At 57.5% G+C, this 26,057-nt stretch carries 25 protein-coding genes and 1 pseudogene; 13 read left to right on the forward strand and 13 right to left on the reverse strand.

The window, feature by feature from the left end; genetic code table 11:
* Nucleotides 1-263 precede the first annotated feature (263 nt).
* A complete protein-coding gene (locus EBL_RS14195) occupies nt 264-1,010 on the reverse strand; it encodes a pirin family protein (RefSeq protein ID WP_002443050.1) in 747 nt (248 codons plus the stop codon).
* 92 nt (nt 1,011-1,102) lie between these two features.
* On the opposite strand from EBL_RS14195, the gene EBL_RS14200 reads away from it, so the two are divergent.
* Complete coding sequence (locus EBL_RS14200; protein WP_014716134.1) at nt 1,103-1,993, forward strand: LysR family transcriptional regulator; 891 nt, start codon at nt 1,103-1,105, stop codon at nt 1,991-1,993.
* A 35-nt stretch (nt 1,994-2,028) separates the two neighbouring features.
* Here EBL_RS14200 and ppnP read toward each other — a convergent pair whose 3' ends face one another.
* Nucleotides 2,029-2,313, reverse strand: a complete 285-nt coding sequence (gene ppnP, locus EBL_RS14205) for a pyrimidine/purine nucleoside phosphorylase (RefSeq protein WP_002443047.1) — start codon at nt 2,311-2,313, stop codon at nt 2,029-2,031.
* Nucleotides 2,314-2,370: 57 nt separating this feature from the next.
* Nucleotides 2,371-2,895, reverse strand: a complete 525-nt coding sequence (aroL, locus tag EBL_RS14210) for a shikimate kinase AroL (RefSeq protein WP_002443045.1) — start codon at nt 2,893-2,895, stop codon at nt 2,371-2,373.
* Between the two features lie 351 nt (nt 2,896-3,246).
* Here aroL and EBL_RS14215 point away from each other — a divergent pair, with 351 nt between their 5' ends.
* Nucleotides 3,247-3,978 carry a DUF2076 domain-containing protein gene (locus EBL_RS14215; protein WP_002443044.1) on the forward strand — a complete coding sequence of 244 codons (732 nt, stop codon included), beginning with the start codon at nt 3,247-3,249 and terminating at the stop codon, nt 3,976-3,978.
* Here EBL_RS14215 and EBL_RS14220 read toward each other — a convergent pair.
* Nucleotides 3,975-4,427 carry a YaiI/YqxD family protein gene (locus tag EBL_RS14220; protein ID WP_169315011.1) on the reverse strand — a complete coding sequence of 151 codons (453 nt, stop codon included), beginning with the start codon at nt 4,425-4,427 and terminating at the stop codon, nt 3,975-3,977. The two genes, EBL_RS14215 and EBL_RS14220, sit on opposite strands and share 4 nt — an antisense overlap.
* A 104-nt stretch (nt 4,428-4,531) precedes the next feature.
* Between EBL_RS14220 and proC the strand changes: the two genes are divergently transcribed.
* Entirely contained in the window at nt 4,532-5,341 is an 810-nt protein-coding gene (gene proC / locus EBL_RS14225) for a pyrroline-5-carboxylate reductase (protein ID WP_002443040.1), read from the forward strand.
* Between the two features lie 40 nt (nt 5,342-5,381).
* Here proC and EBL_RS14230 read toward each other — a convergent pair whose 3' ends face one another.
* Both EBL_RS14230 and EBL_RS14235 read right to left on the reverse strand, forming a co-directional pair.
* Nucleotides 5,382-5,696, reverse strand: a complete 315-nt coding sequence (locus EBL_RS14230; protein WP_002443038.1) for a PsiF family protein — start codon at nt 5,694-5,696, stop codon at nt 5,382-5,384.
* Between the two features lie 303 nt (nt 5,697-5,999).
* Entirely contained in the window at nt 6,000-6,242 is a 243-nt protein-coding gene (locus EBL_RS14235; RefSeq protein ID WP_002443036.1) for an anti-adapter protein IraP, read from the reverse strand.
* Nucleotides 6,243-6,633: 391 nt separating this feature from the next.
* Between EBL_RS14235 and ddlA the strand changes: the two genes are divergently transcribed.
* Together ddlA and EBL_RS14245 are read left to right on the forward strand one after the other, a co-directional pair.
* On the forward strand, nt 6,634-7,734 hold the full coding sequence (gene ddlA / locus EBL_RS14240) for a D-alanine--D-alanine ligase (protein WP_002443034.1): 1,101 nt from the start codon (nt 6,634-6,636) through the stop codon (nt 7,732-7,734).
* A 227-nt stretch (nt 7,735-7,961) separates the two neighbouring features.
* Nucleotides 7,962-8,267, forward strand: coding sequence for a DUF2755 family protein (locus EBL_RS14245; protein WP_002443032.1), 306 nt, complete (start codon nt 7,962-7,964; stop codon nt 8,265-8,267).
* Here the strand turns inward: EBL_RS14245 and EBL_RS14250 are convergent.
* Nucleotides 8,264-9,316: a DUF1615 domain-containing protein gene (locus EBL_RS14250; RefSeq protein ID WP_126298301.1), complete on the reverse strand. Its 1,053-nt coding sequence runs from the start codon at nt 9,314-9,316 to the stop codon at nt 8,264-8,266. The genes EBL_RS14245 and EBL_RS14250 overlap by 4 nt on opposite strands.
* A 134-nt stretch (nt 9,317-9,450) precedes the next feature.
* Complete coding sequence (sbmA, locus tag EBL_RS14255; protein ID WP_002443029.1) at nt 9,451-10,671, reverse strand: peptide antibiotic transporter SbmA; 1,221 nt, start codon at nt 10,669-10,671, stop codon at nt 9,451-9,453.
* 351 nt (nt 10,672-11,022) lie between these two features.
* On the opposite strand from sbmA, the gene ampH reads away from it, so the two are divergent.
* The 3 genes from ampH to hemB all read left to right on the forward strand — a co-directional run bounded on the left by ampH (nt 11,023) and on the right by hemB (nt 13,944).
* Nucleotides 11,023-12,174 carry a D-alanyl-D-alanine-carboxypeptidase/endopeptidase AmpH gene (gene ampH, locus EBL_RS14260; protein WP_042340672.1) on the forward strand — a complete coding sequence of 384 codons (1,152 nt, stop codon included), beginning with the start codon at nt 11,023-11,025 and terminating at the stop codon, nt 12,172-12,174.
* Nucleotides 12,175-12,412: 238 nt separating this feature from the next.
* Nucleotides 12,413-12,820 (forward strand): helix-turn-helix domain-containing protein, encoded by a 408-nt coding sequence (locus tag EBL_RS14265; protein WP_002443024.1) that lies wholly within the window; start codon nt 12,413-12,415, stop codon nt 12,818-12,820.
* Nucleotides 12,821-12,963: 143 nt separating this feature from the next.
* Nucleotides 12,964-13,944, forward strand: coding sequence for a porphobilinogen synthase (gene hemB / locus EBL_RS14270; protein ID WP_002443022.1), 981 nt, complete (start codon nt 12,964-12,966; stop codon nt 13,942-13,944).
* Between the two features lie 47 nt (nt 13,945-13,991).
* Here the strand turns inward: hemB and EBL_RS14275 are convergent, their stop codons facing one another.
* Both EBL_RS14275 and pheP read right to left on the reverse strand, forming a co-directional pair.
* The gene (locus EBL_RS14275; protein WP_002443019.1) at nt 13,992-14,234 is read right to left on the reverse strand and encodes a hypothetical protein; all 243 of its coding nucleotides are present in this window, start codon (nt 14,232-14,234) and stop codon (nt 13,992-13,994) included.
* A gap of 378 nt (nt 14,235-14,612) precedes the next feature.
* Nucleotides 14,613-15,989 (reverse strand): phenylalanine transporter, encoded by a 1,377-nt coding sequence (gene pheP / locus EBL_RS14280; protein WP_002443017.1) that lies wholly within the window; start codon nt 15,987-15,989, stop codon nt 14,613-14,615.
* A gap of 412 nt (nt 15,990-16,401) precedes the next feature.
* On the opposite strand from pheP, the gene ssuE reads away from it, so the two are divergent.
* Genes ssuE through ssuD form a run of 4 tightly spaced genes read left to right on the forward strand, consistent with a single transcriptional unit; the run spans nt 16,402 to nt 19,730 of the window.
* The gene (gene ssuE / locus EBL_RS14285) at nt 16,402-16,974 is read left to right on the forward strand and encodes an NADPH-dependent FMN reductase (protein WP_002443015.1); all 573 of its coding nucleotides are present in this window, start codon (nt 16,402-16,404) and stop codon (nt 16,972-16,974) included.
* Nucleotides 16,971-17,753 carry an aliphatic sulfonate ABC transporter permease SsuC gene (gene ssuC / locus EBL_RS14290; RefSeq protein ID WP_002443012.1) on the forward strand — a complete coding sequence of 261 codons (783 nt, stop codon included), beginning with the start codon at nt 16,971-16,973 and terminating at the stop codon, nt 17,751-17,753. Before ssuE ends, ssuC begins: the two co-directional genes overlap by 4 nt.
* Nucleotides 17,753-18,538, forward strand: coding sequence for an ATP-binding cassette domain-containing protein (locus EBL_RS14295; protein WP_002443010.1), 786 nt, complete (start codon nt 17,753-17,755; stop codon nt 18,536-18,538). The genes ssuC and EBL_RS14295 overlap by 1 nt, the downstream gene beginning before the upstream one ends.
* Nucleotides 18,539-18,566: 28 nt before the next feature.
* On the forward strand, nt 18,567-19,730 hold the full coding sequence (ssuD, locus tag EBL_RS14300) for an FMNH2-dependent alkanesulfonate monooxygenase (RefSeq protein WP_002443008.1): 1,164 nt from the start codon (nt 18,567-18,569) through the stop codon (nt 19,728-19,730).
* A 105-nt stretch (nt 19,731-19,835) separates the two neighbouring features.
* On the opposite strand, the gene EBL_RS14305 is transcribed toward ssuD, so the two are convergent.
* The gene (locus EBL_RS14305; RefSeq protein ID WP_002443006.1) at nt 19,836-20,786 is read right to left on the reverse strand and encodes a sulfonate ABC transporter substrate-binding protein; all 951 of its coding nucleotides are present in this window, start codon (nt 20,784-20,786) and stop codon (nt 19,836-19,838) included.
* A 489-nt stretch (nt 20,787-21,275) separates the two neighbouring features.
* Here EBL_RS14305 and yiaY point away from each other — a divergent pair, with 489 nt between their 5' ends.
* Complete coding sequence (yiaY, locus tag EBL_RS14310; RefSeq protein WP_002443004.1) at nt 21,276-22,421, forward strand: L-threonine dehydrogenase; 1,146 nt, start codon at nt 21,276-21,278, stop codon at nt 22,419-22,421.
* A 54-nt stretch (nt 22,422-22,475) separates the two neighbouring features.
* Here yiaY and EBL_RS14315 read toward each other — a convergent pair whose 3' ends face one another.
* Together EBL_RS14315 and EBL_RS20095 are read right to left on the reverse strand one after the other, a co-directional pair.
* Nucleotides 22,476-23,450, reverse strand: coding sequence for an Rpn family recombination-promoting nuclease/putative transposase (locus EBL_RS14315; RefSeq protein ID WP_002443001.1), 975 nt, complete (start codon nt 23,448-23,450; stop codon nt 22,476-22,478).
* Between the two features lie 62 nt (nt 23,451-23,512).
* Nucleotides 23,513-25,860 (reverse strand): annotated as a pseudogene (locus EBL_RS20095) (TonB-dependent receptor domain-containing protein).
* Nucleotides 25,861-26,057 lie beyond the last annotated feature (197 nt).

Raw genomic sequence — 26,057 nt, forward strand, 5'->3', positions numbered from 1 at the left:
AGCAAGCCGGAGTTGCAGCGAACCGCGCAGCGGCGATTGACCGCGGGCCGGCGAGGTCTCCAGGAGGGGACCGGCCCCCCCCTCCTGGAACGCGACCAGGTTCCGCACACAACATATGAGTGCCCATCGTCAGGGAGCGGAACCCGTTCATCGGGCGTTCATATGTCCGAACCTGAAGCGGGCGAGGATCGCTATTCTCACAAATCACCGTTTGGGAAATATCACGCTAACCCGCGATGAACCTTTTTAATGGGTGATACCTGTCAGGCCTCTTCCGGCCACTGGGGCATTTCGATAATAATAAAATGCGCGTGCTGCTCTGTGGCGCGAAAACTTAGGCTCGCCGGGCCGGTTATCTCCAGGGTGTCGCGCGCTTGCAGGGTGGGCAGCCCGGCAATGTCCACACTGCCTTCAATATTGCTGATATACGCCTGGCGCCCGGCCTCCAGGGTCCAGTTTACCCGGGCTTCTGCACGGGTCAGCTCGCTGACGTACATATTCACATCCTGGTTGAGCTGCAGCGGCGCGTCGTCGTTTGCGATACTGCCGACAATATGGGCAATCCGGTTTTCACGATCCTGTTCGCCAAAATGGTGGCTGTGGTAGCGCACCTCCAGCCCCTGGCGCGGCGGCAGGATCCAGATCTGCAGGAAGCGGCACCACTCATCGTGCTTATTCAGCTCCGAATGCCAGACCCCGCGCCCGGCGGTAATGGCCTGGGCATCTCCCCGCCCCAGCACTTCCTCAACCCCGGTGGCGCTGTCCCAGTGGGTCAGGTGGCCGTGGACCACATAGCTGACTATCTCCATATCTTTATGGGGATGCTTGTCAAACCCGCTGTGGGGTTTAACGTCGTCGTCATTGACCACCCGCAGCACCCCGTAGTGCATATTGTCCGGATCGTAGTAATTCGCGAAGGAGAAATGAAACCGGGTATTTGCCGGGTGATAATCGCTGGCCGGTAAATAGTGCAGCGAGTCCGCGCTTTTTAAACGATAATCTGTGGCCATGGTAATGTTCCTCAATAGATCCTGATGTGCCGATCCTATGCCCGTCAGCCACCTGGATAAACCGGCTATGCCGTAAGACTCCATTACGCAAAATGAAAGAATATGATTTGACCGCCCTGCGCAGCTTTGTTGCCGTGGTCGACAGCGGCAGCTTTTACAATGCGGCTATTCAGCTGGAGGCCAGCAGCGCCGCCATCAGCCGACGCATCTCCGCCCTGGAGGCCCGTCTTGGGGTGAAGCTGCTTAACCGCACCACCCGGCAACTGGATGTTACCCCGGCAGGCCAGCAGTTCTACCAGGATGTGACCGGGATCCTCAACGCCCTGGAGCAGGCCGAGGAGCGGCTCAGTTGTACCCAGGAGACATACAGCGGTACGGTGCGCCTGGGTGCCCCCCTGAGCTTCGGCATGAAAAAGCTCGCCCCCCTGCTGCCGCAATTTATGCGCCAGTATCCCCGGGTCACCCTGCAACTGCAGATGGACGACCGGGTCGCGGATATGGTGACTGAGGGGCTGGATCTCGCCCTGCGCATCGGTCATCTGGCTGATTCCACCCTCGTCAGCCGCCAGATAGCGCTGCTGCCCCGGGTGTTCTGCGCCGCACCGGATTATCTGGCCCGCCAGGGAACGCCGCACTCTCCGGCCCAGCTGCGCCACCACGCGCTGCTGCGCTACTCCCTGCTCTCCGCCCGGGACGAGTGGAGCCTGCCGGAAAGCAGCCATCCGGCGGAGTTTTATACACCGCTGGCGGTCAATAACGGGGATGTGCTGGCCTGCGCGGCCATCGCCGGAATGGGGATCGCAATGCTACCGGAATTTATGGTGGAAGAGGCGCTACAGACCGGCCGCCTGGTGCGCCTGCTTGAGGAGCACGCCCCGGCACCGCTGCCGCTCTCGCTGGTGAGGCCCTCACGGCAATTTACCCCGCTGCGGGTCACCGCGCTGATGCAGTTTCTGCACGCCTCACTGGGGGAAGAGCAGTAAAACAGCCGGTGTGTGCGCCACACCGGCCCGTATCATTACAGATAACGGCACAGATAAGAGGTCGGCTCGGCCACTTCAAGGGCAAATTCACTATTGCCCGGCACCTGAAAAGACTCACCGGCGCTGAAAACCCGCCATTCGGTGGCCCCCGGCAGCAGCACATTCAGCTCGCCGCTGATGACCGTCATCTCTTCCGGCTGGCCCGTGCCAAAGGTGTACTCGCCGCTCGCCATGACGCCAACACTGGCACGCCCGGTTGCGCTGCTGGAAAAACCAATCGACTTCACTTTCCCTTCAAAATACTCATTACTCTGGAGCATAACGACGCCTTTCTCTGTGAGCGAAAAAACCACTATAGTCGCGCCAGGCCAGGGGGATCAACTGGCCCGGGCGTAACGCAATGATTCAAGAATGGATTCCACCACCTGCTCCGGTGCCCTGTCGGCATCAATCACGTGGTGCGCCACCTGGCGGTAAAGTGCGTCGCGGGCGGCGAGCACCTCGGCCATTTCGTCGGTAATGGGCCGCCCGGTCAGGGTCGGGCGCTGATCCTCTTCCGGGAACGCCGCAAGACGGCTGGCTAAAATATGCGCCGGAGCCCGCAGGTAAATGACCTGGCCGTTGTCGCGCATAAACTGGCGGTTCTCTTCCGCCAGCACAATACCGCCGCCGGTTGCCACCACGGTGCCCGGCACCGTTACCGCGCGCAGCGCCTCGCTCTCACGGCGGCGAAACCCCGGCCAGCCGTCACGCTCAACCATCTCGGCGACCGTCATGTGCGTGGTTTCCAGTAACCAGAGATCCGTATCGGTAAAACGGAATCCCAGAGCGCGGGCCAGTGCATTTCCTGTGGTGGTTTTCCCGCATCCGCGGGCGCCGACTAAGAAAACAGGTTGAGTCATGAATGGTTAAATCCTCTTCATACCCGCCGCAATATCACGGCCGGCAGACAGTGCAAACAACAAAAGCGAATGATAGCAGCAATTAGATTGCGGTGAAATCTGTAAAAAATTCATTACAGCAAATAATCAATGTTTACTGAACTGAAAAACTGTAGCACAGCAAATAAAACACAACATGTAAAGTTATTGTTACAGTCAATTCTTGCCTAAAAACAACCGGTGACAGCCGATAACTTCTTAAAACTTCGTAAAGAAATCTGCGCAAAGTTTTACTTAACACCGTATTTACAACATCTTATTTTCGGTCAGACTATGCTGGTTTTTACGATAACTCTTTTTGAGGTAGTCACCATGCAATCTGAAGAACAGCGCCTGATTGATGATCTTTTTTCCCGCCTGCAGCAAGCGGAAAACCAGAGCGGAGCCCGGGAAGCCGGGGCCGAGGCGCTGATTGCTGAGCATATTAAGCAGCAACCCGGCGCACCTTACTATATGGCCCAGACCATTCTTATCCAGGAGGCGGCCATTAAGCAGTTAAGCAGCCGGGTTGAAGCCCTGGAAGCCGAAGCCACCCGCCTGCGCGAAACCGCGCGCCCGGCCAGCGGCGGCTTCCTGGCGGGCCTGTTTGGCGGCGGCCAGAAGGCACCCACCAGCGAACCAGGCTACCAGAGCGGCGGCTCGGCCCCGATCCCCGGCACCCGCCCGGGCAGCCACTATACCGGCAATAACATTCCCGGCAACGCCAGTTATGCCGCTCCGGCCCCGCAGGCCAGCCGCGGCGGCGGTTTTATGGCCGGTGCCCTGCAAACGGCCGCCGGGGTGGCCGGTGGGGTGATGCTGGGCAATATGCTGACCAGCATGTTCCACCAGTCCGCGCCGGAAGAGATAGTCAATATCATCAAAGAGCCGGAAAAAGACGCCACCACCAGCCAGACCAGCAACGTGGCTGATACCGATACCGCAAATAACGACAACAGCGACGACAGCCTGCTGCAAAATGCCAGCTGGCAGGATGACAACAGCGGCTATGGCGGTGACGACTTCGGTGGCGACGATTTCGGGGACGACGACAGCTGGATTTAACGCCGCTGGCTGGTCTGTAACCACTGCTCCAGCGCATTAGCAAATTGCTGGCGGTCCCGCTGATTAAGGGCAGAGGGGCCGCCAGTCTGCACTCCACTGGCGCGCAGGGTATCCATAAAGTCGCGCATTGTCAGCTTTTCACGGATGGTGGCCTCGCTGTAGCGCTCTCCGCGCGGATTCAGCGCTGCCGCCCCCTTTCCCAGCACCTCCGCCGCCAGCGGAATATCCGCCGTAATCACCAGATCCCCCGCTGCACAGCGGCGCACAATTTCGTTATCGGCCACATCAAAGCCCGGGGCCACCCGCAGCATCTGAATATAGGGCGACGGCGGGATACGCAGGCTCTGGTTAGCGACCAGGGTCACCGTGGTTTGCGTGCGCTGTGCGGCACGAAACAGGATCTCTTTAATTACCCCGGGGCACGCATCGGCATCTACCCAGATTGCCATCATTCTCTCTCCTGTTCTGGTACACTCAGGGGCGGATTGTTGCCTGCATCGCGTTATCAGGCAACAGACTTATTTCACTTTCGGATGGCTATGGAGCGTGACGCGTGAATAAGAATATCGGTTTTATTGGCTGCGGCAATATGGGTGAGGCAATCCTCGGCGGGCTGCTGGCCAGCGGTCAGGTGCAACCGGCAAATATCTGGGTCTACACCCCGTCACCGGACAAAGTGGCCGCACTGAGCGCAAAATATGGCGTTAACCCGGCCCAGAGCGCCCAGGAGGTTGCCCAGGTGGCCGATATTCTGTTCGGTGCCGTTAAACCCAATATTATGCTCAGGGTCATGAGCGAGATTAATAACAGCCTGAATAAAGAGACGCTGGTTATCTCTGTGGCGGCGGGTATTACCCTCGAACAGCTGGCGACCATTCTGGGCCACGATCGTAAAATTATCCGCGCCATGCCTAATACCCCGGCGCTGGTGAACGCGGGAATGACCTCCATTACCCCTAACCCGCTGGTCACCCAGGAAGATATTGCCGATGCGCTGAATATCTTCCGCTGTTTTGGTCAGGCTGAGGTGATTGACGAATATATGATTCACCCGGTCGTCGGAGTCAGCGGCTCCTCCCCGGCGTATGTATTTATGTTTATTGAAGCCATGGCTGATGCCGCGGTACTCGGCGGTATGCCCCGCGCCCAGGCCTATAAATTTGCCGCCCAGGCGGTTATGGGGGCGGCCAAAATGGTTCTGGAGACCGGTAAGCACCCGGGCGAGCTGAAAGATATGGTCTGCTCACCTGGCGGGACAACTATCGAGGCGGTAAAAGTGCTGGAAGCGAAAGGAATGCGCTCGGCCGTGATGGAAGCGATGGAAAGCTGTATGCAGAAATCTATTGCGTTAAGTAAAGCCTGAAAACAGCAGAGTGGCGGGTGCGTCACTCTGCCCTGCCCGGTTATTTCTTCAGGCATGTGCTCATAAAGGCTTTGCGCGGGCTGCCTTTCAGCGCCTGTTTGGTCGCTTCGCCGTTACACTCTTTCATTTTCACCTGCTGAGGCGTCAGCGCTTTGCCGTGGGCCGCCGCCGGGCTCTTCAGACAGCTACTCATGAAACTTTTACGCTCATCCCCTTTCAGGGTTTTAGCGCCTGCCTGCTGGCTGCAGCTCTGCATCCGCTGTTGCTGTTCGGTCAGCGGTTTATCCGCCGCCCGGGCGGCCATCGCCCCGCTTGCCATCGCCACCAGGAGCACCATCATCATGGTCTTTTTCATCATCAATCCTATCGCAAATATCGCTTTATCAGGGCCTGTCTCTTCGTCAGGAGGACAGGTTTTAAGTCTGGTATGAATTCCGGGAAATAGCACATAAATAAAGCCACTTTCTGCAGGCTGCCAACAGGGCGCGGCATACGCTAACAAATAGCAACCCGGCGGGCGCTATTTGTTTTATCAATGCATTACACTGATATTACATTTGCTTATTTATAATGCACACCGGAAGATTCATCCGCCGATATTTTACTGATTTTAAAATATAATAAATGCCCGGATGTGCTGGATAGAACAACCGGGTAATTAGTCGAGCAGGCGGTTCATTTGCTGCTGTAACAGGGCGGTATCGTAACTGACCGGTCCAGAGTCATTGTGGGCGACTTTATCCCGCACGCCATCAATCAGGCGCTGGCGCTCTTCGCTGCTCATTTTGTCCATCATCTGGCGGAAAAAAATCTCCATGACGGCAACCCGGTGCTCCAGGCGTACGGACTCTTCTTCCCTGGCGGCAATGTTGACCAGCAACTCTGAAATTAAATATCTCATGGCAGGCTCTCTGGCGATTATGTGTTAAAAATCTATCATCACCACTGGCGCTTTCCTAGCCCCGGATAACATTATTTTATGCTTTAATTTGGGTATATATTTACCCCACAGAATATGCTACGGCAACCCCTTTATATAGGGTCTGGCCCCCACTTCCGGCTATTTTCCCGGGCGCTAATACAACATTATCTGCCACCTTCAGGTTTACCCCCCATTAGCAGCAGCGCGTTTTTATTTACCGGCAAATAAATTATCCGCCAATATCCGGCCCGGCGTAACCTGCTCGGCAATTGGTCACTCAGGCTCCCGGGTTGCGCTGGGGCATGAAACCCGTGGTCAGGCGTGCTATTTTGTTTGCTTTCGTGAGCGTAAGCTAAACCGCAGGTGTGACATGGCAAAATTACGTGTAGGGATCGTGTTTGGCGGCAAGTCGGCTGAGCATGAAGTCTCTCTTCAGTCGGCTAAAAATATCGTCGACGCAATTGATAAAACCAAATTTGATGTGGTGCTGCTGGGCATTGATAAACAGGGCCAGTGGCACATTAATGATGAGCACAACTACCTGCTCAACGCCGCAGATCCGGCCCGTATCGCCCTGAACCATTCCGGGGTCAACCTGGCCGTGACCCCGGGCCAGCAGCACGGGCAACTGATCGACGCCCGGGCCGCCAGCCCGCTCCCACAGCTGGATGTGGTGTTCCCCATCGTACACGGCACCCTCGGGGAAGATGGCTCCCTGCAGGGCATGCTGCGCATGGCGAATTTACCTTTTGTCGGTTCCGGCGTGCTGGGCTCCGCTGTCAGCATGGACAAAGACGTGGCCAAACGCCTGCTGCGTGATGCGGGCCTGAATGTTGCCCCCTTCGTGACGCTGACCCGCAGCAACCGCGATAAATACCACTTTGCCGAACTGGCTGAGACGCTCGGCGTGCCGCTGTTTGTCAAGCCAGCCAACCAGGGCTCGTCTGTCGGCGTCAGCAAAGTGACCACTGCCGCCCAGTACCAGGAGGCGGTGGCCCTGGCGTTCCGCTTTGACACCAAAGTGGTGGTGGAAAAAGGGATCACCGGCCGGGAGATCGAGTGCGCCATCCTCGGGAATGACGATCCGCAGGCCAGTACCTGTGGTGAAATTGTCATTAACAGTGATTTTTACTCTTACGATACAAAATATATCGATGATAAAGGCGCCCAGGTGGTGGTTCCGGCCGATTTGCCCCGCGAGATCAACGACAAGATCCGCGCGATCGCCATCCGCGCCTATCAGGCGCTGGAGTGCAGCGGCATGTCCCGGGTGGATGTGTTCCTGACCCCGGAAAATGAAGTTATCATCAATGAAATCAACACACTGCCCGGGTTTACCAATATCAGCATGTACCCGAAACTGTGGCAGGCCAGCGGTATTGGCTACCAGGCGCTGATTACCCGCCTGATTGAGCTGGCCATTGAGCGCCACCAGCAGGAAAGCGCGCTGCTGAGCAGTATCAGCGAATAACGCCCCCCGGCGCCCGGGCTACCGGGCGCCCTGTTTCCCTGCCGCAGGTTACAAACCGGAAATCACCTGGTAACAACCCCTTCCCGGGCGCAAAAAAAACTTTTCAGGAATTTTCCGTCCCGGATTTACCAGAAATCTGATATTGCATTTTCAGCCCGCATACCACACTGGGATAACGTCAGCACAACCGTGGGGGTTGGCTGGTCTGCATGGTATCGGGAGGGGTTATGGCTGGCATTCTATCGCCGAAATCTTTTGTATCCGACATCCGGCGGGAGTTTTCGTCCTCCGGCAATGTGTCCTGGGCGCTTTTTGTGGTGCTGTGTCTGTGGGGGGGATCTGAGATTCTTCGCCTGCTGGTACACGCCCCGGGGCTGATTGAGCACATCATGCAAACCCACAGCAGCGCCAGACCGGCCATTGAGATGAGCCCCAGTGTCGGCCTGCTGTTCGGGGTGGTGCCGGTTATCGCCGGGCTGGTGATTCTGGGCGCAGTGGTGCTCTGTATCCGCCTGCGCCGCCGGTCAGATTAGCGCTTCATACAGGCTGCGCGCCGCTCATCTACCCGTTTGGCAAACCAGGCTGTGGTCAGGTTACGGGTGATTTTCGGGCTTTCGAGGGTGATCCCCGGCAGCATCTCCCTGGGCAGCGCTTTGCCTGCCCGGGCTTCTGCCAGGCGGTAGACCCCGTGGTAAAGATCCGTCTCTTCAAAGGCCAGAGTGTCGCCCTTTTTCAGTGCCCGGTGGATCTCGCTGTCGCTCATGGCCAGTTTCCCCGCCAGGCGGCGCACCGCCAGCTCCGTTTTGCCCGGTTCATCCGTGTCGTAGCGCACCACGTCGCCATCCAGCACCAGCTTCACGCCGCTCGCTTTACTGACCGCATTCTGGAACGCCGCGTTGCGGCTGGCATACCAGCCAGCGTTAAAGTCCGCAAAGCGGTACAGCGGCTGGGTGTAATTCACCGGATAGTTCAGCAGATGATAGGTTCCGAACCAGATCCCGCCCCGGCGGCTGAACACCTCCTGGCGCACGGTGCCGCTCATCTCCCAGGGGTAGCCCCGGGTATGCTGCTCAGCAAAAGCGATGCTCACCTGCATCGGCCCGCCGGTGTGCACCGGGTTCAGATTGCCGAAGAGTTTCTGGCCCAGCGGCACCATGCCGATAAAATCGTCAAAAATCGCGCTGAGCTGCTTTTCGGTTTTGACCTTGTCCAGCCGCTCACTGTAGCTCTGCCCGTTGGGGGACTTAATCAGCAGCGCGGTGTGAACCAGGAAGGCGGGAATGTGCATCTTCCCGGCCCGGCGGTCTATCTCCTGCCAGGCAATTTTACCAAGCCCGGGCACCTGGGGATCAGACTGATAGTTAGACTCCTGGGCGGCTACCGCCAGCACCGAGCAGACGTTCTCTTCTGTGGGCTCCAGCTTCTGGCTGGCAAACGCACTGGCGATATCGCGGGCCCAGCCATTGCGATCTTTGACGCTGGCGGGCATTTTCTGTTTCACCACCGTGGCCACATCCACCGGTTTGCTGCCGCTGCTGCTTACCGGCGCGCTGGTTTTCGTTGTACATCCGGCGAGGATCATAACCCCCAGTAGCGCCAGGCCACGGGAGTAAAAATGCTGCGATTTCACACAGTTTCCTTCTGATAGCAAGAGTTGCCCCACCCTACCATTTTTGACGCCCCCGGCGGAATAGGAATCCGGCGGGGGCGGGGCCGTTAACTGATGGCCGACTGCTGCTCCTGTTGCAGGCTGTCATTGAGCTGGCGCTCAAAGCTGCGCAGACGTTTATAAATCGACATCAGCTCTACCAGGGTGGTCCAGGAGCTTATCAGATACTGAAACGCGCTGCGCACCTGGCCGAACACGTTGGTTATCTGGGTCATCAGCCCGAGCGTTATCCCGGCAGAGACGACCGACGGCAGCAGCAGGAAGATCCCGAACACCGAATCGAGCTGCAAATATAAAATGCGCGCGATATTAAAATAGGTGTAGTGAAAATAGAGCCGGAAGTAGTTACGCCGCACATTGCTGAACAGCTCCTTCACTGTGGGTGGCCGGGCGCGATCCGGATCATCTTCCCCGTAGACCAGCTCCTTACGGTAGGCGGCCTCCACGCGCTGGTTTTTGAACTCAAGCCCCGGCAGCTTAATTCCCACCACCGCCAGCAACCCGGTTCCCAGCAGGGACCAGACAATAGCCGCAATCACCAGACCATAGGGAATATGGCCGACAATCGGCAGCTCCGGCACATGGGGCGACAGGGCAACCAGCACCGGCAGAAACGCAATCAGGGTCATAATGGCATTAATAAAGCTCACCCCCATATCCTCAACGGTAGAGGCAAAACGCATGGTGTCTTCCTGCACACGCTGGGCCGCCCCCTCGATATGGCGCAGGTGCTGCCAGTTAGCCATATAGTATTCGTTCATGGCGGTACGCCAGCGGAACACATAGTGGCTGATAAAGAAGTACGTCATCACCCCGACGGTTACCGCAATTAACGCAATCCCCAGGAAGATGCCTATCTCATGGTAGAACTGGCCGATAGTCACGCTGTGCGCAGAGCCCAGCGCCTTTTGAATCAGATCATAAAACGGCGCATACCAGGCGTTTATCGCTACGCTGACTTCCACCTGAAACCAGGTCACGAAGATAATCAGTGCCGAGCCGAGAATGGACCACTTCTGCCAGCGGTGCGGGCTGTAGATAAACCAGAACCCGGCAAACAACGCCACGCACAGGCCGTAGTAGGCGTAAAACACCAGGTTTCCCCGGGTCCAGAAACGCGCGGCGCTTACCGGCATCTCTTTGGTGGCACCCACGGCACGCTCCAGCAGGGCGCCGCCGCCAGCCTGCCAGAAAATCACGGCGATCATCGCCCAGATAAACGCCGACACAAAAAACGCGGTCGGCCGGGGGAAAAAAGACTTAAACATCCGCTAACTCCTGTCTGTTTTTGTTGTGCTGCCCGCCTGCTATCCCCCAACAGATGCAGAACGGAAAACATCCCGGCGCGGCCCACAGCCGCCCGGCGTCGCTACCTTAGCGCGAAGCATAAAGCCGGATCGGGAAATCTTGTTTCAAAGCGTGACGATAAAGGATAATGCCTTCACCACGGTAAAACCGGAAAAGGTTTTCACCCGGCGCCCTGACTGCCCGGGCACCGGCCAGAATAGTGACACTGATTACATCAATTAACCAACATCCCTTTGCACTGGGGCGCAGAGTAGTATAAATACGGTTATCATAAATCTCTTTGTGCAGTGGGTTCCTTCTTGAAACGTCATATCTTCAGACTCGTTGCGCTGGCACTATCCGTATTACCAGCCATAAGCCATGCCCAGAGTACGCCGGATCCGGTGTTCTCTTCAGATATTGTTGATCGCTACGCCAGCCATATTTATTACGGCAGCGGCGCGACCGGAATGGCCATCGTGGTGATTGACGGCAACCAGCGCGTCTTTCGCAGCTTCGGGGAAACCCGTCCGGGCAACAATGTACGCCCGCAGATGGATTCCGTTATCCGTATCGCCTCTCTGACCAAGCTGATGACCAGTGAAATCCTGGTGAAGCTCCTGGATAAAGGGGCGGTGAATCTCGACGATCCCCTGAGTAAATATGCCCCGCCCGGCACGCGAGTGCCCAGTTTTGATGGCCGCCAGATAAGCCTGGTGAATCTGGCCACGCATACCAGCGCCCTGCCCCGGGAGCAACCCGGCGGCGCAGCGGTCCGCCCGGTCTTTGTCTGGCCGACCCAGGACCAGCGCTGGCGCTGGCTCTCCGGCGCGAAACTCACCGCCGCCCCCGGAAGCGTAGTGGGCTATTCTAATGTCGCCTTCGATCTTCTGGCCGATGCCCTGGGCCGGGCGGCGGGCAAGCCTTACGCGCAGCTGTTTGCCGAGCAGATAACCCAGCCGCTGGGCATGAAAGACACCACCTTCACCCCGTCGCCGGACCAGTGCGCCCGCCTGATGGTGGCGGAAAAAGGCGCCAGCCCCTGTAATAACACCCTCGCCGCCCAGGGGAGCGGCGGTGTGTACTCCACCCCGGATGACATGATGCGCTGGATGCAGCAGTTCCTGTCGTCTGATTTCCACACCCGCAGCCAGCAGGCAGACCGGATGCAGACCCTGCTCTACCCGCGCAGCCAGTTCCGCCGGGTGGTGGGCATGGATGTGCCCGGGCGGGCAGACGCGCTGGGCCTGGGCTGGGTCTATATGGCTCCGAAAGCCGGGCACCCGGGAATTATCCAGAAGACAGGCGGCGGCGGTGGCTTTATCACCTATATGGCGATGGTGCCCCAGAGCAATGTCGGGGCGTTTGTGGTGATCACCCGCTCCCCGCTGACCCGGTTTAAAAATATGAGCGACGGCATCAATGACCTGGTGGCAGAGCTGAGTACCCCGCGCAGTCAGGCGGCCCCCACCTCCGGTATCTGATACCCAAAACGGCAGCGTTAACAGGCTGCCGTTACTTTTTAGCAACAATCGCACTTGTTGCCACTTTGCCTGACGCGATTTTTGCTTTATAACATTAGCTATCACTTTTCGCTTTTAGCGAGCTTGATTTACAAAAAAGCAGATAACTACACGAATCACAGGACAACATCACTGACGAAAGCAAATATTCAAGCATAATGGACGAAGTACGATACACATACCTATGAGGAATAACGGGATGAAAAGGGACTCTTTCACCAACGGCGTTATCGATCAGACTTTACACTGGATTGATGAAAACATTCATGAGCGTGTCACGCTGGATGATCTGGCACGTAAGACTGGCTACTCCAAATGGCATTTCCAGCGCCTGTTTTATGCGCGGATGTCTATCACCGCAGCAAGCTATATCCGCAACGCCAAATTAATGCGTTCGGTCATCGATTTAAAATTCAGCGATCGGAATATCATCTCCATTGCTGAAAAATATGGCTTCAGCTCGCAGCAATCCTATACCCGCACCTTTAAACACGTAATGAAATGCACCCCGTCACTGTGCCGCACCCGTTGCGACAGTTCGCTGACGGATATGGCGCCAGGCGATGTCTGCAAAGCGTGTCGCCAGATGTTCAGCCATGATGAATAATTACAGCTGAAATCATCTGCTACCGGGGTCAGTTACGGCCCCGGTTACCGCCCCTACCCCGAAATCGCCCAGAAATGCCCTCCCCATCCCTGCCGGATAGCAGTAAGATAGTCTTCACTTTCCTTCAAAAAAGAAGCAATGCTATGTCAGATTTTTCACTTATTAATCGTCCACGTCGCCTGCGTAAATCTGCCGCTATGCGCGCGCTCTTTGAAGAAACCAACCTGACCCTTAACGATCTGGCGCTGCCCATTTTCGTTGAAGAAGGGCTGGATGAGTACAAACCCGTCGAGGCCATGCCAGGCGTGATGCGTATTCCGGAAAAACACCTTGCCCGGGAAATTGAACGTATCGCCCGGGCCGGGGTGCGTGCCGTGATGACCTTCGGTATCTCTCACCATCTGGATGCCACCGGCAGCGACACCTGGAACGAGAACGGCCTGGTGGCCCGCATGTCCCGCATCTGCAAAGAGACCGTACCGGAAATGATAGTCATGTCCGATACCTGTTTTTGCGAGTACACCAGCCACGGCCACTGTGGTGTGCTGTGCGACCACGGGGTAGATAACGACCGCACGCTGGAAAACCTTGGTAAGCAGGCGGTGGTCGCCGCCCGCGCCGGGGCCGATTTTATTGCCCCGTCAGCGGCAATGGACGGCCAGGTCCAGGCTATCCGCCAGGCGCTGGATGCGGCCGGTTTTACCGATACCGCTATCATGTCCTACTCCACTAAGTTTGCCTCCTCTTATTATGGTCCGTTCCGCGAAGCCGCCGGGACCGCCCTGAAGGGAGATCGTAAAACCTACCAGATGAACCCGATGAACCGCCGTGAGGCGATCCGCGAATCCCTGCTGGATGAAGCCCAGGGCGCAGACTGCCTGATGGTGAAACCGGCGGGCGCGTATCTGGATGTGCTGCGTGAGCTGCGCGGACGCACCGAGCTGCCCCTGGCGGCTTATCAGGTCAGTGGTGAATACGCGATGATCAAATTCGCGGCCCTGGCGGGCGCCATTAACGAAGAGAACGTGGTGCTGGAAAGCCTGGGATCGATTAAGCGGGCAGGGGCTGATCTTATCTTCAGTTACTTCGCGCTTGATTTAGCGGAGAAAAATATCCTCTCCTGATATCCGAAGCCCGCCTGACGCCGGCGGGCTTTTTCATCCGGGCCACACTATTCGCTGTGTGTCGCCTCCTCCTGGTTAACCACCCACGCCAGCGCCTGGCGGTAGATATCTTTCATAATCGGATTGCTCTCCCGGGCGATAAGCGCCTGAAGCTCACCGGCAATTTGCGCTGTGGTCGCCGCCACGCCGCGCCGCTGTAAATCGCGCTTAATGGTGGCGAGAATACTTGAATCGGCAATAAACTGAGGGGGTACAGAGTGTTGCCCAGACGGTGTATTGAATTTATTCATGGAACCTCCCCTAAAAAGCAGAACGCCAGGGAAAAATGACTGACATCCGTTTCGCCAGACACAACCCATATGTTTAGCCACTACGACAAAAAGATTACCATCCCCAAATTCAACTGTAGTTCAGCACCCGGCAGTAAAACAAATAACTTTTTAGCAAAACATAAAATATCACCCGTTCACTAATACATTCCCGTGAAGAGTAACGTGATATATTTATGATATTCATTTGGCGAAATAATGATTATTACGGTACGAAAAAATGAAAAACCCATAATATTTATTTCGTATAACTGAGTAAATACCATCATTAATTCTGGCGGGCGATTATCGGCATACTAAAAACGCCCGCAAATGCGGGCGTTTATCAGGCAGGATGCGTCAGCTTTGCTGACGGCGGAACAGACGGAACAGCAAAAACAAGAACAGCACCCAGCACGGCAGCAATATCGCCGACACCCGGGTATCCGGCATAATCAGCATCAGCACCAGAATCATGCACAGAAACGCCAGGCACAGGTAGTTGCCAAACGGATACCACAGGGCTTTAAAGCGGGTATCGCGCCCCAGGCGCCGCATACCGGCCTTAAATTTCAGGTGGGCGATACAGATCATTATCCAGTTAAGCAGCAGTGTTGCCACCACCAGCGCCATCAGCATTCCGAAGGCTTTTTGCGGCATCAGGTAGTTGATAAGGATAACCAGAGAGGTGATCACTGCCGAGAGCGCCAGCGAGTTAACCGGCACCCCACGGCGGCTGATACGCGTCAGAAACTGGGGCGCATTCCCCTGGCGGGAGAGGCCAAACAGCATCCGGCTGTTGGAGTAGACCCCGCTGTTATATACCGACAGCGACGCCACCAGAATCACAATATTCAGTACCGAAGCCACCAGATTGCTGTCCAGCTCGTGGAAGATCATCACAAACGGGCTGCTGTCGGAACGGATATCCACCCAGGGGTAGAGCGCCAGCAGTACCACCAGAGAGCCGATATAAAACAGCAAAATACGGTACACCACCTGGTTGGTGGCTTTGGGGATTGAGATATGCGGATCGCGTGCTTCCGCCGCAGTAATACCAATCAGCTCCAGGCCGCCAAACGAGAACATAATCACCGCCAGCGACATCACCAGCCCTTTCCAGCCCATCGCCAGAAAGCCGCCATACTCCCAGAGATTGCCAATACCGGCCCGGGCACCGCCCTGGCCTGAAACCAGCAGCCAGATGCCGAAGGCTATCATCCCGAGGATGGCGATAACTTTGATCAGCGCAAACCAGAATTCGGTTTCCCCGTACATCCGCACGTTGACCAGGTTCATCCCGTTAATGATCAGGAAAAACAGCGCCGCCCAGACCCAGGTATCTACATGCGGAAACCAGTATTGCATATAGATACCTGCGGCTGTCAGCTCCGCCATCCCCACCAGAATAAACATCACCCAGTAGTTCCAGCCAGACAAAAATCCGGCAAACGGCCCCCAGTATTTCCAGGCAAAGTGCGAGAACGAACCGGATACCGGCTCCTCAACAACCATCTCCCCTAACTGACGCATGATCAGAAAGGCAATAATCCCGGCAATAGCATAGCCAATCAGCACGGCCGGGCCCGCCATCTGAATCGCCGGGCCAATACCTAAAAAGAGCCCGGTGCCGATAGCGCCACCGAGGGCGATTAGCTGGATATGGCGATTTTGCAACCCGCGCTGCAGCGTACTGGCACTGTCGTCGGGCTGCTGTTGCGATGACGTCTGTTTCACGTCTATCCCCTGTATGGTTTGAAAGGGGCACGTTGTAACACTTTCGCCATTGCGGGACAACCTCCACAGGCCGCTTTGCGGCACAATACGCAGGCTGGCCGCCCCCCGCGCCGGGCGAATGATAAGTCATGCTGGTGAATACCCGCCTGCATATCAAAAAGCGCTGACTCCGGCGGGCAAACTCTTCGCCGCCACCGGTTGTCGGAAAACAGACCGCAGATAATCTATTTTTAACCTGATGATAAATATTAATAAAAAATAAATGTCTGCGGCCTGCCGCGGTAAACACCCATATTTTATAAGGGTGGTTTTCTGCTTTTTAACTTATTAATGCAAAAATAGTTATTTCTCATCCCCCCGCCTGAAACCGTAAAACTAGCCCATCACCTGAATAACAACGCCTGGAGTTAAGATGCGCATTTTACTGATTAGCGGCAGCCCTGTGGCTGTCTCCCGTTCCCGGATTTTAACCGAAGCCGCCCGCCAGTGGCTGAACCAGCAGGGGGCCGAAACCCGGCTGATAAACGTGAGCGATATTAATGCCCAGGCCCTGATTCAGGCCCAGTTTTCCCACCCGGAAATCCGCCAGGTTATCGACCAGGTGGCCAGTGCAGACGGTATTATTGTTGCGTCGCCGGTGTATAAAGCCGCCTGCACTGGTGTCCTGAAAACACTGCTCGATTTACTGCCCGAGCGGGCGCTGGAAAATAAAGTGGTGCTGCCGCTGATGACCGCCGGTAGCCACGCCCACCTACTGGCGCTGGACTACTCTCTGAAGCCGGTACTCGGGGCACTCAAAGCCGAAGAGATCATGAGCGGCGTTTATGCCTGCGACAGCCATATCCAGTACGCCACCAGCAGCCACCCCAGCGTGATTGCCGACGATATCCTCAACCGCCTGGAGCAAAACCTGGAAACCTTCTGGCAGGCCCTGCAACGCCGTCCGGCTCGCGCCCGGCGCCCCCTGGCGGAGGCCGCACAATGACCCGGCACAGCCTGAGCCGTCGCCTGCTGCCCTGGCTGGTGCCGGTGGCGCTGGTGGGTGTCTGGCAGCTCGCCAGCAGCCAGGGCTGGATCTCAAACCGGGTTCTGCCGGAGCCGGAGCGGGTACTGGCCGCGGGCTGGAGCCTCAGCCAGAGTGGCGAGCTGTGGCACAGCCTTGCCGTCAGCACCTGGCGCGCCCTGTATGGTTTTGCCATTGGCGGGGCTATCGGCCTTGCACTGGGGTTTGTTACCGGGCTGTCGAAAACCGGCGAGCGCCTGCTGGACAGCACCATCCAGATGCTGCGAAACATCCCCCACCTGGCGCTGATCCCGCTGGTAATTCTGTGGTTCGGCATTGATGAGCGGGCGCGAGTCTTCCTGGTGGCGCTGGGGACGTTCTTTCCCGTCTATCTGAACACGGCCCACGGGTTGCGCCATCTGGACCGGGGGTTAATTGAAATGGCGCGCAATTATGGCCTCAGCAGCTGGCGCCTGTTCTGGCAGGTTCTGTTGCCCGGCGCCATGCCCTCGATTCTGGTCGGGATCCGTTTCTCCCTCGGCTTAATGTGGCTCACGCTGATTGTGGCCGAAACCATTTCCGCCGATGCCGGTATCGGCTATCTGGCCATGAACGCCCGGGAGTTTTTACAAACCGACGTGGTGGTGCTGGCCATTATTTTGTACGCCCTGCTGGGCAAACTGGCGGATATGACCGCCTGGGGTATGGAGCGCTGGCTGCTGCGCTGGCACCCGCTCTGGCATCGCGAGGGGGCGAAATAATGCATCACTTATCACTGGTTAACCCGGGCCTGCACCTGACGGTGGCGCGCATCGGTAAAGATTTCGCCGGTAAGGCGGTACTCAACAATCTGCAACTGACCATCCCTGGTGGTCAGTTTGTGGCGATAGTCGGGCGCAGCGGATGCGGGAAAAGCACCCTGCTGCGCCTGCTGGCCGGGCTGGATAGCGCCACCCGTGGTGAGATTCAGGCCGACGATCAGCCACTGAGCCAGCACGACAGCGATATCCGCATGATGTTTCAGGACGCGCGCCTGCTGCCCTGGAAGACGGTTATCGGCAATGTGGGGCTCGGGCTGAAAGGCCCGTGGCGCGCGCGGGCACTGGAGGTACTCACCGCCGTCGGTCTGGCGGAAAAAGCCGATAGCTGGCCATCCACCCTCTCTGGCGGCCAGAAGCAGCGTGTCGCCCTGGCCCGGGCGCTGATCCACCGCCCGCGCCTGCTACTGCTGGATGAACCTTTCGGCGCCCTCGACGCGCTGACCCGGCTTGAGATGCAGCAGTTGCTGACCCGCCTGTGGCAGCAATTCGGATTTACCGTGGTGCTGGTCACCCATGATGTCCACGAAGCGGTATTTCTTGCCGACCGGGTGCTGATGATCCACCAGGGGGAAACGGGGCTGGATCTGGCGGTGAATATTGCCCGCCCCCGCCACCTGGCCACCCCGGCGCTGGCGAATCTGGAAGCGACCGTACTGGAAACCATCATGACACCGGATGCCCCACGGGAGACATCCGCGACAGAAAAACAGATTGCCGCCCGCTAACCGGGTGGCCGGAGAAAGGACAATACCCATGACCACGACATCACAACAACCGCCAAAATTATTCTGGTTTCTGCCAACCCACGGCGAGGGGCGCTACCTGGGCACCACCAAAGGGGGGCGCGCCGTCGATCTTCCCTATCTGCAACAGGTGGCGTTAGCCGCAGACAGCCTGGGCTACTACGGGGTGCTGATCCCCACCGGAAAAAGCTGTGAAGACTCATGGCTGGTGGCCTCTGCCCTGGTTTCTATTACCCGCAACCTGCGCTTTCTGGTCGCGGTACGCCCGGGGCTGCAACCCCCTACCCTGGCCGCGCGGATGGCCTCAACCCTGGATCGGTTATCTGACGGGCGGCTGCTGATCAACGTGGTGACCGGCGGCGATCCGGTAGAGAACAAAGGCGACGGGATCTTTTTGGATCACACACAGCGCTACGGGGTTACCCGCGAATTCCTGACTATCTATACCCGGCTGCTGGCCGGTGAAAAAGTGGATTTCCAGGGGGAGCATCTGCATGTGGAAGGGGCTGAACTGCTGTTCCCGCCGGTGCAGGAAAATGGCTCGCCGCTCTATTTTGGCGGCTCTTCTGAGCCCGCCATTGATGTGGCGGCACAGCAGGTCGATACCTATCTTACCTGGGGTGAGCCCCCGGCACAGGTGGCGGAAAAGCTGGCGGTTGTCCGGGCGCGGGCAGCAGCCCGGGGGCGCCGCCTGGAGTACGGTATCCGCCTGCATGTGATTGTCCGGGAAACCGAAGACGAAGCCTGGGAGGCGGCCAACCGTCTGATTGCCCACGTTGATGATGAGACCATCGCCCGGGCGCAGGATGTCTTTTCCCGGATGGATTCCGCAGGCCAGGCGCGGATGCGGGCGCTGCATAATGGCTCCCGGGATAATCTGGAAATCGCCCCCAATCTGTGGGCCGGTGTCGGGCTGGTGCGCGGCGGTGCCGGTACCGCACTGGTGGGCAACCCGGAGCAGGTAGCCACCCGGATCCGCGAATACCAGGCGCTGGGGATCGAGAATTTTATCTTCTCCGGTTATCCGCACCTGGATGAAGCGCACCGTTTTGCCGAGCTGGTTATGCCGTTACTTAATGCCGGGCAGCGGCGGATCCGCTCAGTGAATACCGGGCCGTTCGGTGAGACCATTGGGGGTGACCAGCGACCGGTGGCCGAGGCCAGTGCCAGTTAATCTCCTTGTCGTTACGTTCAGGCACCTTTCGGGGTGCTTTTTTTATGCTGAAACCACCATAAAAAATGCCGCCAGTGACGGCGGCAAACATACCCGGCAATACCACTATTTTCCCGCAGCCTGATCCTGCGTCCAGGTGGCGCTGCGCACATCCACCTTGACCGGTATTAAACCAATACGGGTGAACGTATCGGCCAGCGCCTGCTGCTGGGCGAAAATCTCCGGCGTCATGCGCTGTGCGCCATATTCGGTACGGGATACCGCCTTGCGCCAGATAGCCGGGTCCAGCCCGGTAGATTTGGACAACAGCCCGGCGGCCTCGTCCCGGTTCTGGTTTGCCCACTGGCTCACCGCCGCCAGCTCACTGACCACGCTCAGCGCCGTGTCCGGATAGGTATCGGCAAATTTACGGCTGGCAAGATAAAAACTGTAGTGCGGCACCAGGCCGGTCGCGTCGCTTATCTGGCGGGCACCGGCGCGGGTTTCCACCTCTGAGAGGAACGGATCCCAGATAACCCAGACGTCGATAGCCCCCCGCTGGAAGGCGGCCCGGGCATCTGCCGGCGGGAGATAGACCGGTTTAATATCTTTGTAGCTCAGGCCGGCTTTCTCCAGCGCCGCCACCAGCAGATAATTGACATCTGACCCTTTATTCAGCCCGACCCGCTTGCCTTTAAGATCCGCCACGCTGTGGATGGGCGAATCCTGCGCCACCACGATGGCTTCTGACTTCGGGCTGGCCGGTGAGTGCGCCAGATAGACCAGATCCGCCCGGGCGGCCTGGGCAAAGACCGGCGGCGCATCCCCGGTTGCGGCCAGATCGATACTGCCCACATTCAGCCCTTCCAGCATCTGTGGCCCGGCGGGAAACTCCACCCAGCGCACGGCAATGCCCTGCTTTTTAAAGCTCTCATCAAGGGTTCCCCGGCTCTTGACCAGCGCCAGCACATTCGCCTTCTGATAGCCAATCGTCACCTGGTCCGGTTTTTCCGCCAGCGCGGCGCCAGAAAGGCTCAGTAACACGGCAACAGCACTGCTACGCAATAAAAATCGCATTGGTGGTTCTCCTTATGTTTGGTCACAAAAAGATAACCAGGCCGATGGTGTTTTCTTAAACAACATTATTGCATTTGCTTAGCCGTATAGCGGCAATAGCACAAGCCATATACCCCATTGCAAGTGGGGCGAAATAATCGGTCAAATAAACCTGCGGCTAAATAACGGCAATATATAAGCGCCACCACAGATCCTTCCCGGTGGCCCTGTTTATAATTCGCACAACACCTGTCCGGGATCTGATTTTTCGCAAATAGACACTGGTATAACATATTCATTCTACTGAATAAAATATCACCAGAAAACTGCCTGAACAGGCCAATTAATCAACAACACTAACCGTAAACTCGTTGATTCTATTATACAAGTTACTTGTAAATAACATTTTCATCAATTTTACAGCACAATCGAACACCAGAAATTTCTTGCGCCGGAAGTGGAAAAGCCTATATTTTCGCTGAAGCGATTAATTAGATGAGATAATAAATTATGGCAACATTTTATATCCCGACAATCAATATGATGGGCAATGGCAGCCTGGACGAAGCGGCTGAAGCAATTAAGAGCCATGGCTTTAAAACCGCGCTGATTATTACCGATGCGATGCTGAATAAAATCGGCGTGGTTGCGAAAATCCAGTCGCTGCTGGGCACTGTCGGGGTAAAAAGCGTGGTCTATGATGGCACCAACCCGAACCCGACCACCCGCAATGTCAGCGAAGGTCTGGCGCTACTGAAACAGCACAATTGCGATTGCGTTATCTCTCTTGGCGGCGGCTCCCCTCACGACTGCGCCAAAGGCGTTGCCCTGCTGGCAACGAACGGCGGTGATATCCGCGATTATGAAGGGGTGGATCGCTCAGCCAAACCTCAGCTGCCGCTGATCAGTATTAATACCACTGCCGGTACCGCCTCTGAGATGACCCGCTTCTGCATTATTACCGATCCGGACCGCCACATTAAAATGGCGATTGTCGATAAAAACGTCACCCCGCTGATGTCAGTAAACGATCCGGCGCTGATGATGGGCATGCCCAAAGGGCTCACCGCCGCCACCGGTATGGATGCGCTCACCCACGCCATTGAGGCATATGTTTCCAGTGCCGCCACGCCGATTACCGACGCCTGTGCCCTGAAAGCGGTCACCATGATCAGCGAAAACCTGCGCACGGCCGTTAACCAGGGGGATAATGTCGCCGCCCGCGAGGCGATGGCTTATGCAGAATTTATGGCCGGTATGGCGTTTAATAACGCTTCTCTTGGCTATGTACACGCCATGGCGCACCAGCTGGGTGGGTTCTATAACCTGCCTCACGGGGTGTGCAACGCGGTATTGCTGCCACACGTACAGCAATATAACGCCCGGGCCTGTGCAGGCCGCCTGAAAGATATCGCCGCGGCCATGGGGGTTGATGTCAGCGCCATGGACGACCAGCAAGGCGCCAGCGCCTGTATCGCCGCCATTGTTGAGCTGGCCCGCGATGTGGCTATCCCGGCAGGCCTGAGTGAGCTGGGAGTTAAGGCAGAGGACTTCGATACACTGGCGACCAACGCGCTGAAAGACGCCTGCAGTATCACGAACCCGGTACAGGGCAGCCACGCCGATATCGTCGCGATCTTTACCCGCGCCATGTAATACGCAAAAACACCGGCCAGGCCGGTGTTTTTTGTTTCTGCGGCAGGCTCAGTCTCAGTGATGAATACTCGCCAGCTCAGCCGCAGACAAGCCGGTCATCTCCATTACGATATCCGGGGAAAAACCGTTACGCAGCATCTTACGGGCCACGGCGAGTTTCGCCTCCGTGCGCCCTTTCTCAATGCCTTTTTCTATGCCTTGCTCAATGCCCTGCGCGATCCCCTGTTCGATACCGCGCGCTATCCCTTCCTGTTTGAGCTGTTGTGCTATCGTCATCAGTTTATCCTCATGTTGTGGCACGCGCTGCGCCAGTTCCTGAACAAACCTGCGGGCGTCTGATGTCTCCCCGGCCTGTAACATATAGTTTATCAGGGCGACCAGTTGTTGTTCGCTCAGTGGTTCTGCCAGCAGGATCACCACCAGCCTATCCAGCAGCTCTGCCAGTTCCCGGCGGTGAATATGCTTTTGCAGTAGCGTCAGGGCGGCCATACTGCGGTGACCCATGATGGTATCATCAGGAATAATTGTCACATCCACCAGCGGGAAGCCTTCCGTATACAGCTTCTTCGCCAGCCCCGGCAGCGCGATATTATCAAGCCAGCGGGTGGAATACGGGTACGGCCTGCGCTTTCCCGCATAGAATAAAACCGGAATAACCAGCGGTAATTGCTTATGCCCGGCATCAAGGTGGCGCTGCATTGCCGCCACGGCATACCGCAGCAGCCGAAATGCCATATTGGTGTCCGGGCTGCTCTGGTGCTCGATTAAGACATGAAGATACCCGTCACCGGCGCTCGTTTTCAGACTGTACAGTACATCACTAAAATAGGGCCGCAACTGTTCTTCCACAAAACTGCCGGATTCCAGCGTCATCGTGTCAAAATCGCATACCGCCTGCAATTCCGGGGGCAGGTGCAACTGCATAAAATCCTTCGCCGTTGCGGGATCCGCCAGAAATAACCGGAAAGCCAGATCATGGGGGGTTGGGGTGGTATTTTTGCGCCCCGCCCGGCGCTGACGTGTCGCCATAGTTTGCCCTCCTGGCCATGCCATTAGCACGGTGCTAATGGCATCTGCCGTCACTTTCCGGCTCAGAATTCGACAGTGACACCCATCTGCCAGGTACGCCCGGGCATCACCGCCAGGGCTCTTTGCCAGGCATCCTGCCGGGTGCTTTCAGTAATATTGCGGCTGGATAAATAGTCCCGGTATTTGCGGTCCGTCAGGTTATAGACCCCGGCGCGCAGCGTCACCTGCTTAGCCGCCTGCCAGTAGCCGCTCCCGTCCAGCACTCCATATCCTGAAATCCGCATATAGCGCTCACCTGCCCCGCCAAGCGGCGCCCCGGTATTGGCATAAGACTCACGGCGGGTAGCCTGAGCCCGCTTCCCCTGAACAAAGGTTCCCGTCAGCGCCAGGCCGTAGCGCTTCTCCGGCCCGTCCCACCCGATACCCGCCACCGCTTTCAGCGGCGGTACACTGTCCAGCGCCCGGTAGCTGTCCCCCGGATAGCGGGATTTGGATTTACCCGCCGCGTAGCCCAGCGCCAGTGTCGTGTTCAGCCCGCTCAGGGTTTCAGACCAGACCCCGTAGTCCAGCCGGGCGCTCATCTCCGCCCCGTAGAGGTATGCCCTGTCGCGGTTCTCTGCCTGGTAGATAATATGAATATTGCCCGGCACCCGGCGAAACCGGGCCGGATCGGCACGGCGCTGGTAGCGGGTAGAGGCGATAAAATCCCGGTACTGGCTGTAATAGAGCGAGCCGCGCAGCACCAGACCCGGGGCCGCCTCCCCACGGAGCCCCCATTCCAGGTTGTTGCCGGTTTCCGTTTTCAGCCCTGATTACCGATCAGCGCATACTGGCGCGGGCCCGCATAGCCGGAGCCCAGGTTCCAGGAGCCATACAACTGGCTGGCCCCCGGGAACTGCGCGCTGCGGCGATACTGCAGCCAGGTCAGCAAACCGGGCGACAGCGCGTACTCCAGCGTTAAGGCGGGCAATAACCGGGTATCCCGGACATCACCATACAGCCGTTCAATATCGCTACCGTTAATCAGCGCACTCCCCCGGGCCAGGACCGCCGCGTTACGCGGCGACGTCTGCTGATACGCCACCCGCACCCCAGGGATCAGCGCGGCCCCCGGCACATGCGGCGCCAGGTCTATCCGGTCTTCGGCAAAAGCGCCCAGCATCAGGCTGCGGCTGTCGGCCTCCGGCTGCATCAGATGGTCAAAAACCGACAGCGCCGGGGACTGGGTAAACGGGCGGGCGGTCTTTACCATACTGGCATTGATTCCGGCGCGAAGAGTGTGGCGCCCGAGCTGCATGGCCAGCGTGCTTTGCCCGCCCACGGTGTCGGTATTGTAGTCAGAAAATACGGTCTGCTCGCCGCCAAAGATCCCCGGCAGGCGGGTATTGTCGTGGGATTCAGTATGCTGATAAAACACCTTTGAAATCAGGCTATCCACCGGTCCGCTCCGGGGGTGCCACTCATCCCGCAGGCTTAACCCCCAGCGCCGGGTCTGGCTGTTCTGGCGGGCTGTGCCGTTCATCACATCCTGGCGCAGCGGGCTCCAGGTATCGTAGCGGGTATGTCTGGCCCGGTGATAATAATCCACCCCGGCCGTGATGCGGTGGGCGGCGTTGGCCTGCCAGCTTCCGGAGAGCAGCAGCGCATCGGAGTGCCAGTTCGCCGGGTAGGCGGCAAGGGTATCCCGGTGGCTACGCGCCTGCTGGCCGTCACGGCGGCTGTATACCAGGATCCCGCTGAGTTCCTCACGACCAGCCGCCGCAGTCACCCCGTTATGCCAGCTACGATCGGTGCTATCAAACCCACTAATCCCGGAAAAATAGTCCGTTTTCCCGGGGTAGAGGTAGTCATCGGCGCTTTTGGGCCGGAAAGAGACCGCGCCCCCCAGGGCGAGGTTTGTCGTATCAACCGACACCGCCCCCGACTGAATATCCACCCGGCCATACAGCCAGGGATCAATATAATCCCGGCCGATCCCGAAGGTGTTCAGCCCGGCGCGCCCTGCGTAGCTACGCCCGGTGGCGGCGGGCTGGGGAATATCATCAATATCAATGCCCACCCGGTTACTTTCCAGGCCGCGAATGTTGTAGCCGGTATAGCCACCGCGATCAAAGCCGCTTCTGCCGTTACTGGAGCCACCCGGCACACCGGTTGCGCTGATCAGCGGCTGATAGCGCATGACCGAGCCGAAATCCTGGCTGCCATTGCGGGTCATATCACCGGCGCTGATGCTAAAGCGGTTGTCGGGTTTATCCCGCCGGGGCGGGGCATATACGGTTATCTCATCCTGGTGGAGTTCCTGGGGTGCCCGGTTTACGGGGCGCCGGTACTCTTCAGCCAGTACAGCAAAAGCCGTACTGGCTGCAACGCCCCAGAGGGCATACTTCCCGGCGGCAGGTGTGATTTTCATGGCGGATCCTTATTGTTCTGACCATTGTGATGCGGCACACAGCACGATACTGCGCATCGCGAATATGAGAACGATAACGATTTGCATTATTGTGACAATAATAAGAAATCCATGTCGGCGGTTTATTTCGGCCCGGTGGAGAAAAAAAGAATAATAACGTCCTGCTGGTGGGGTTATTTAGTCAGACATATAAATTA

The organism is Shimwellia blattae DSM 4481 = NBRC 105725 (genome assembly GCF_000262305.1).
Taxonomy (GTDB): Bacteria; Pseudomonadota; Gammaproteobacteria; order Enterobacterales; family Enterobacteriaceae; genus Shimwellia; species Shimwellia blattae.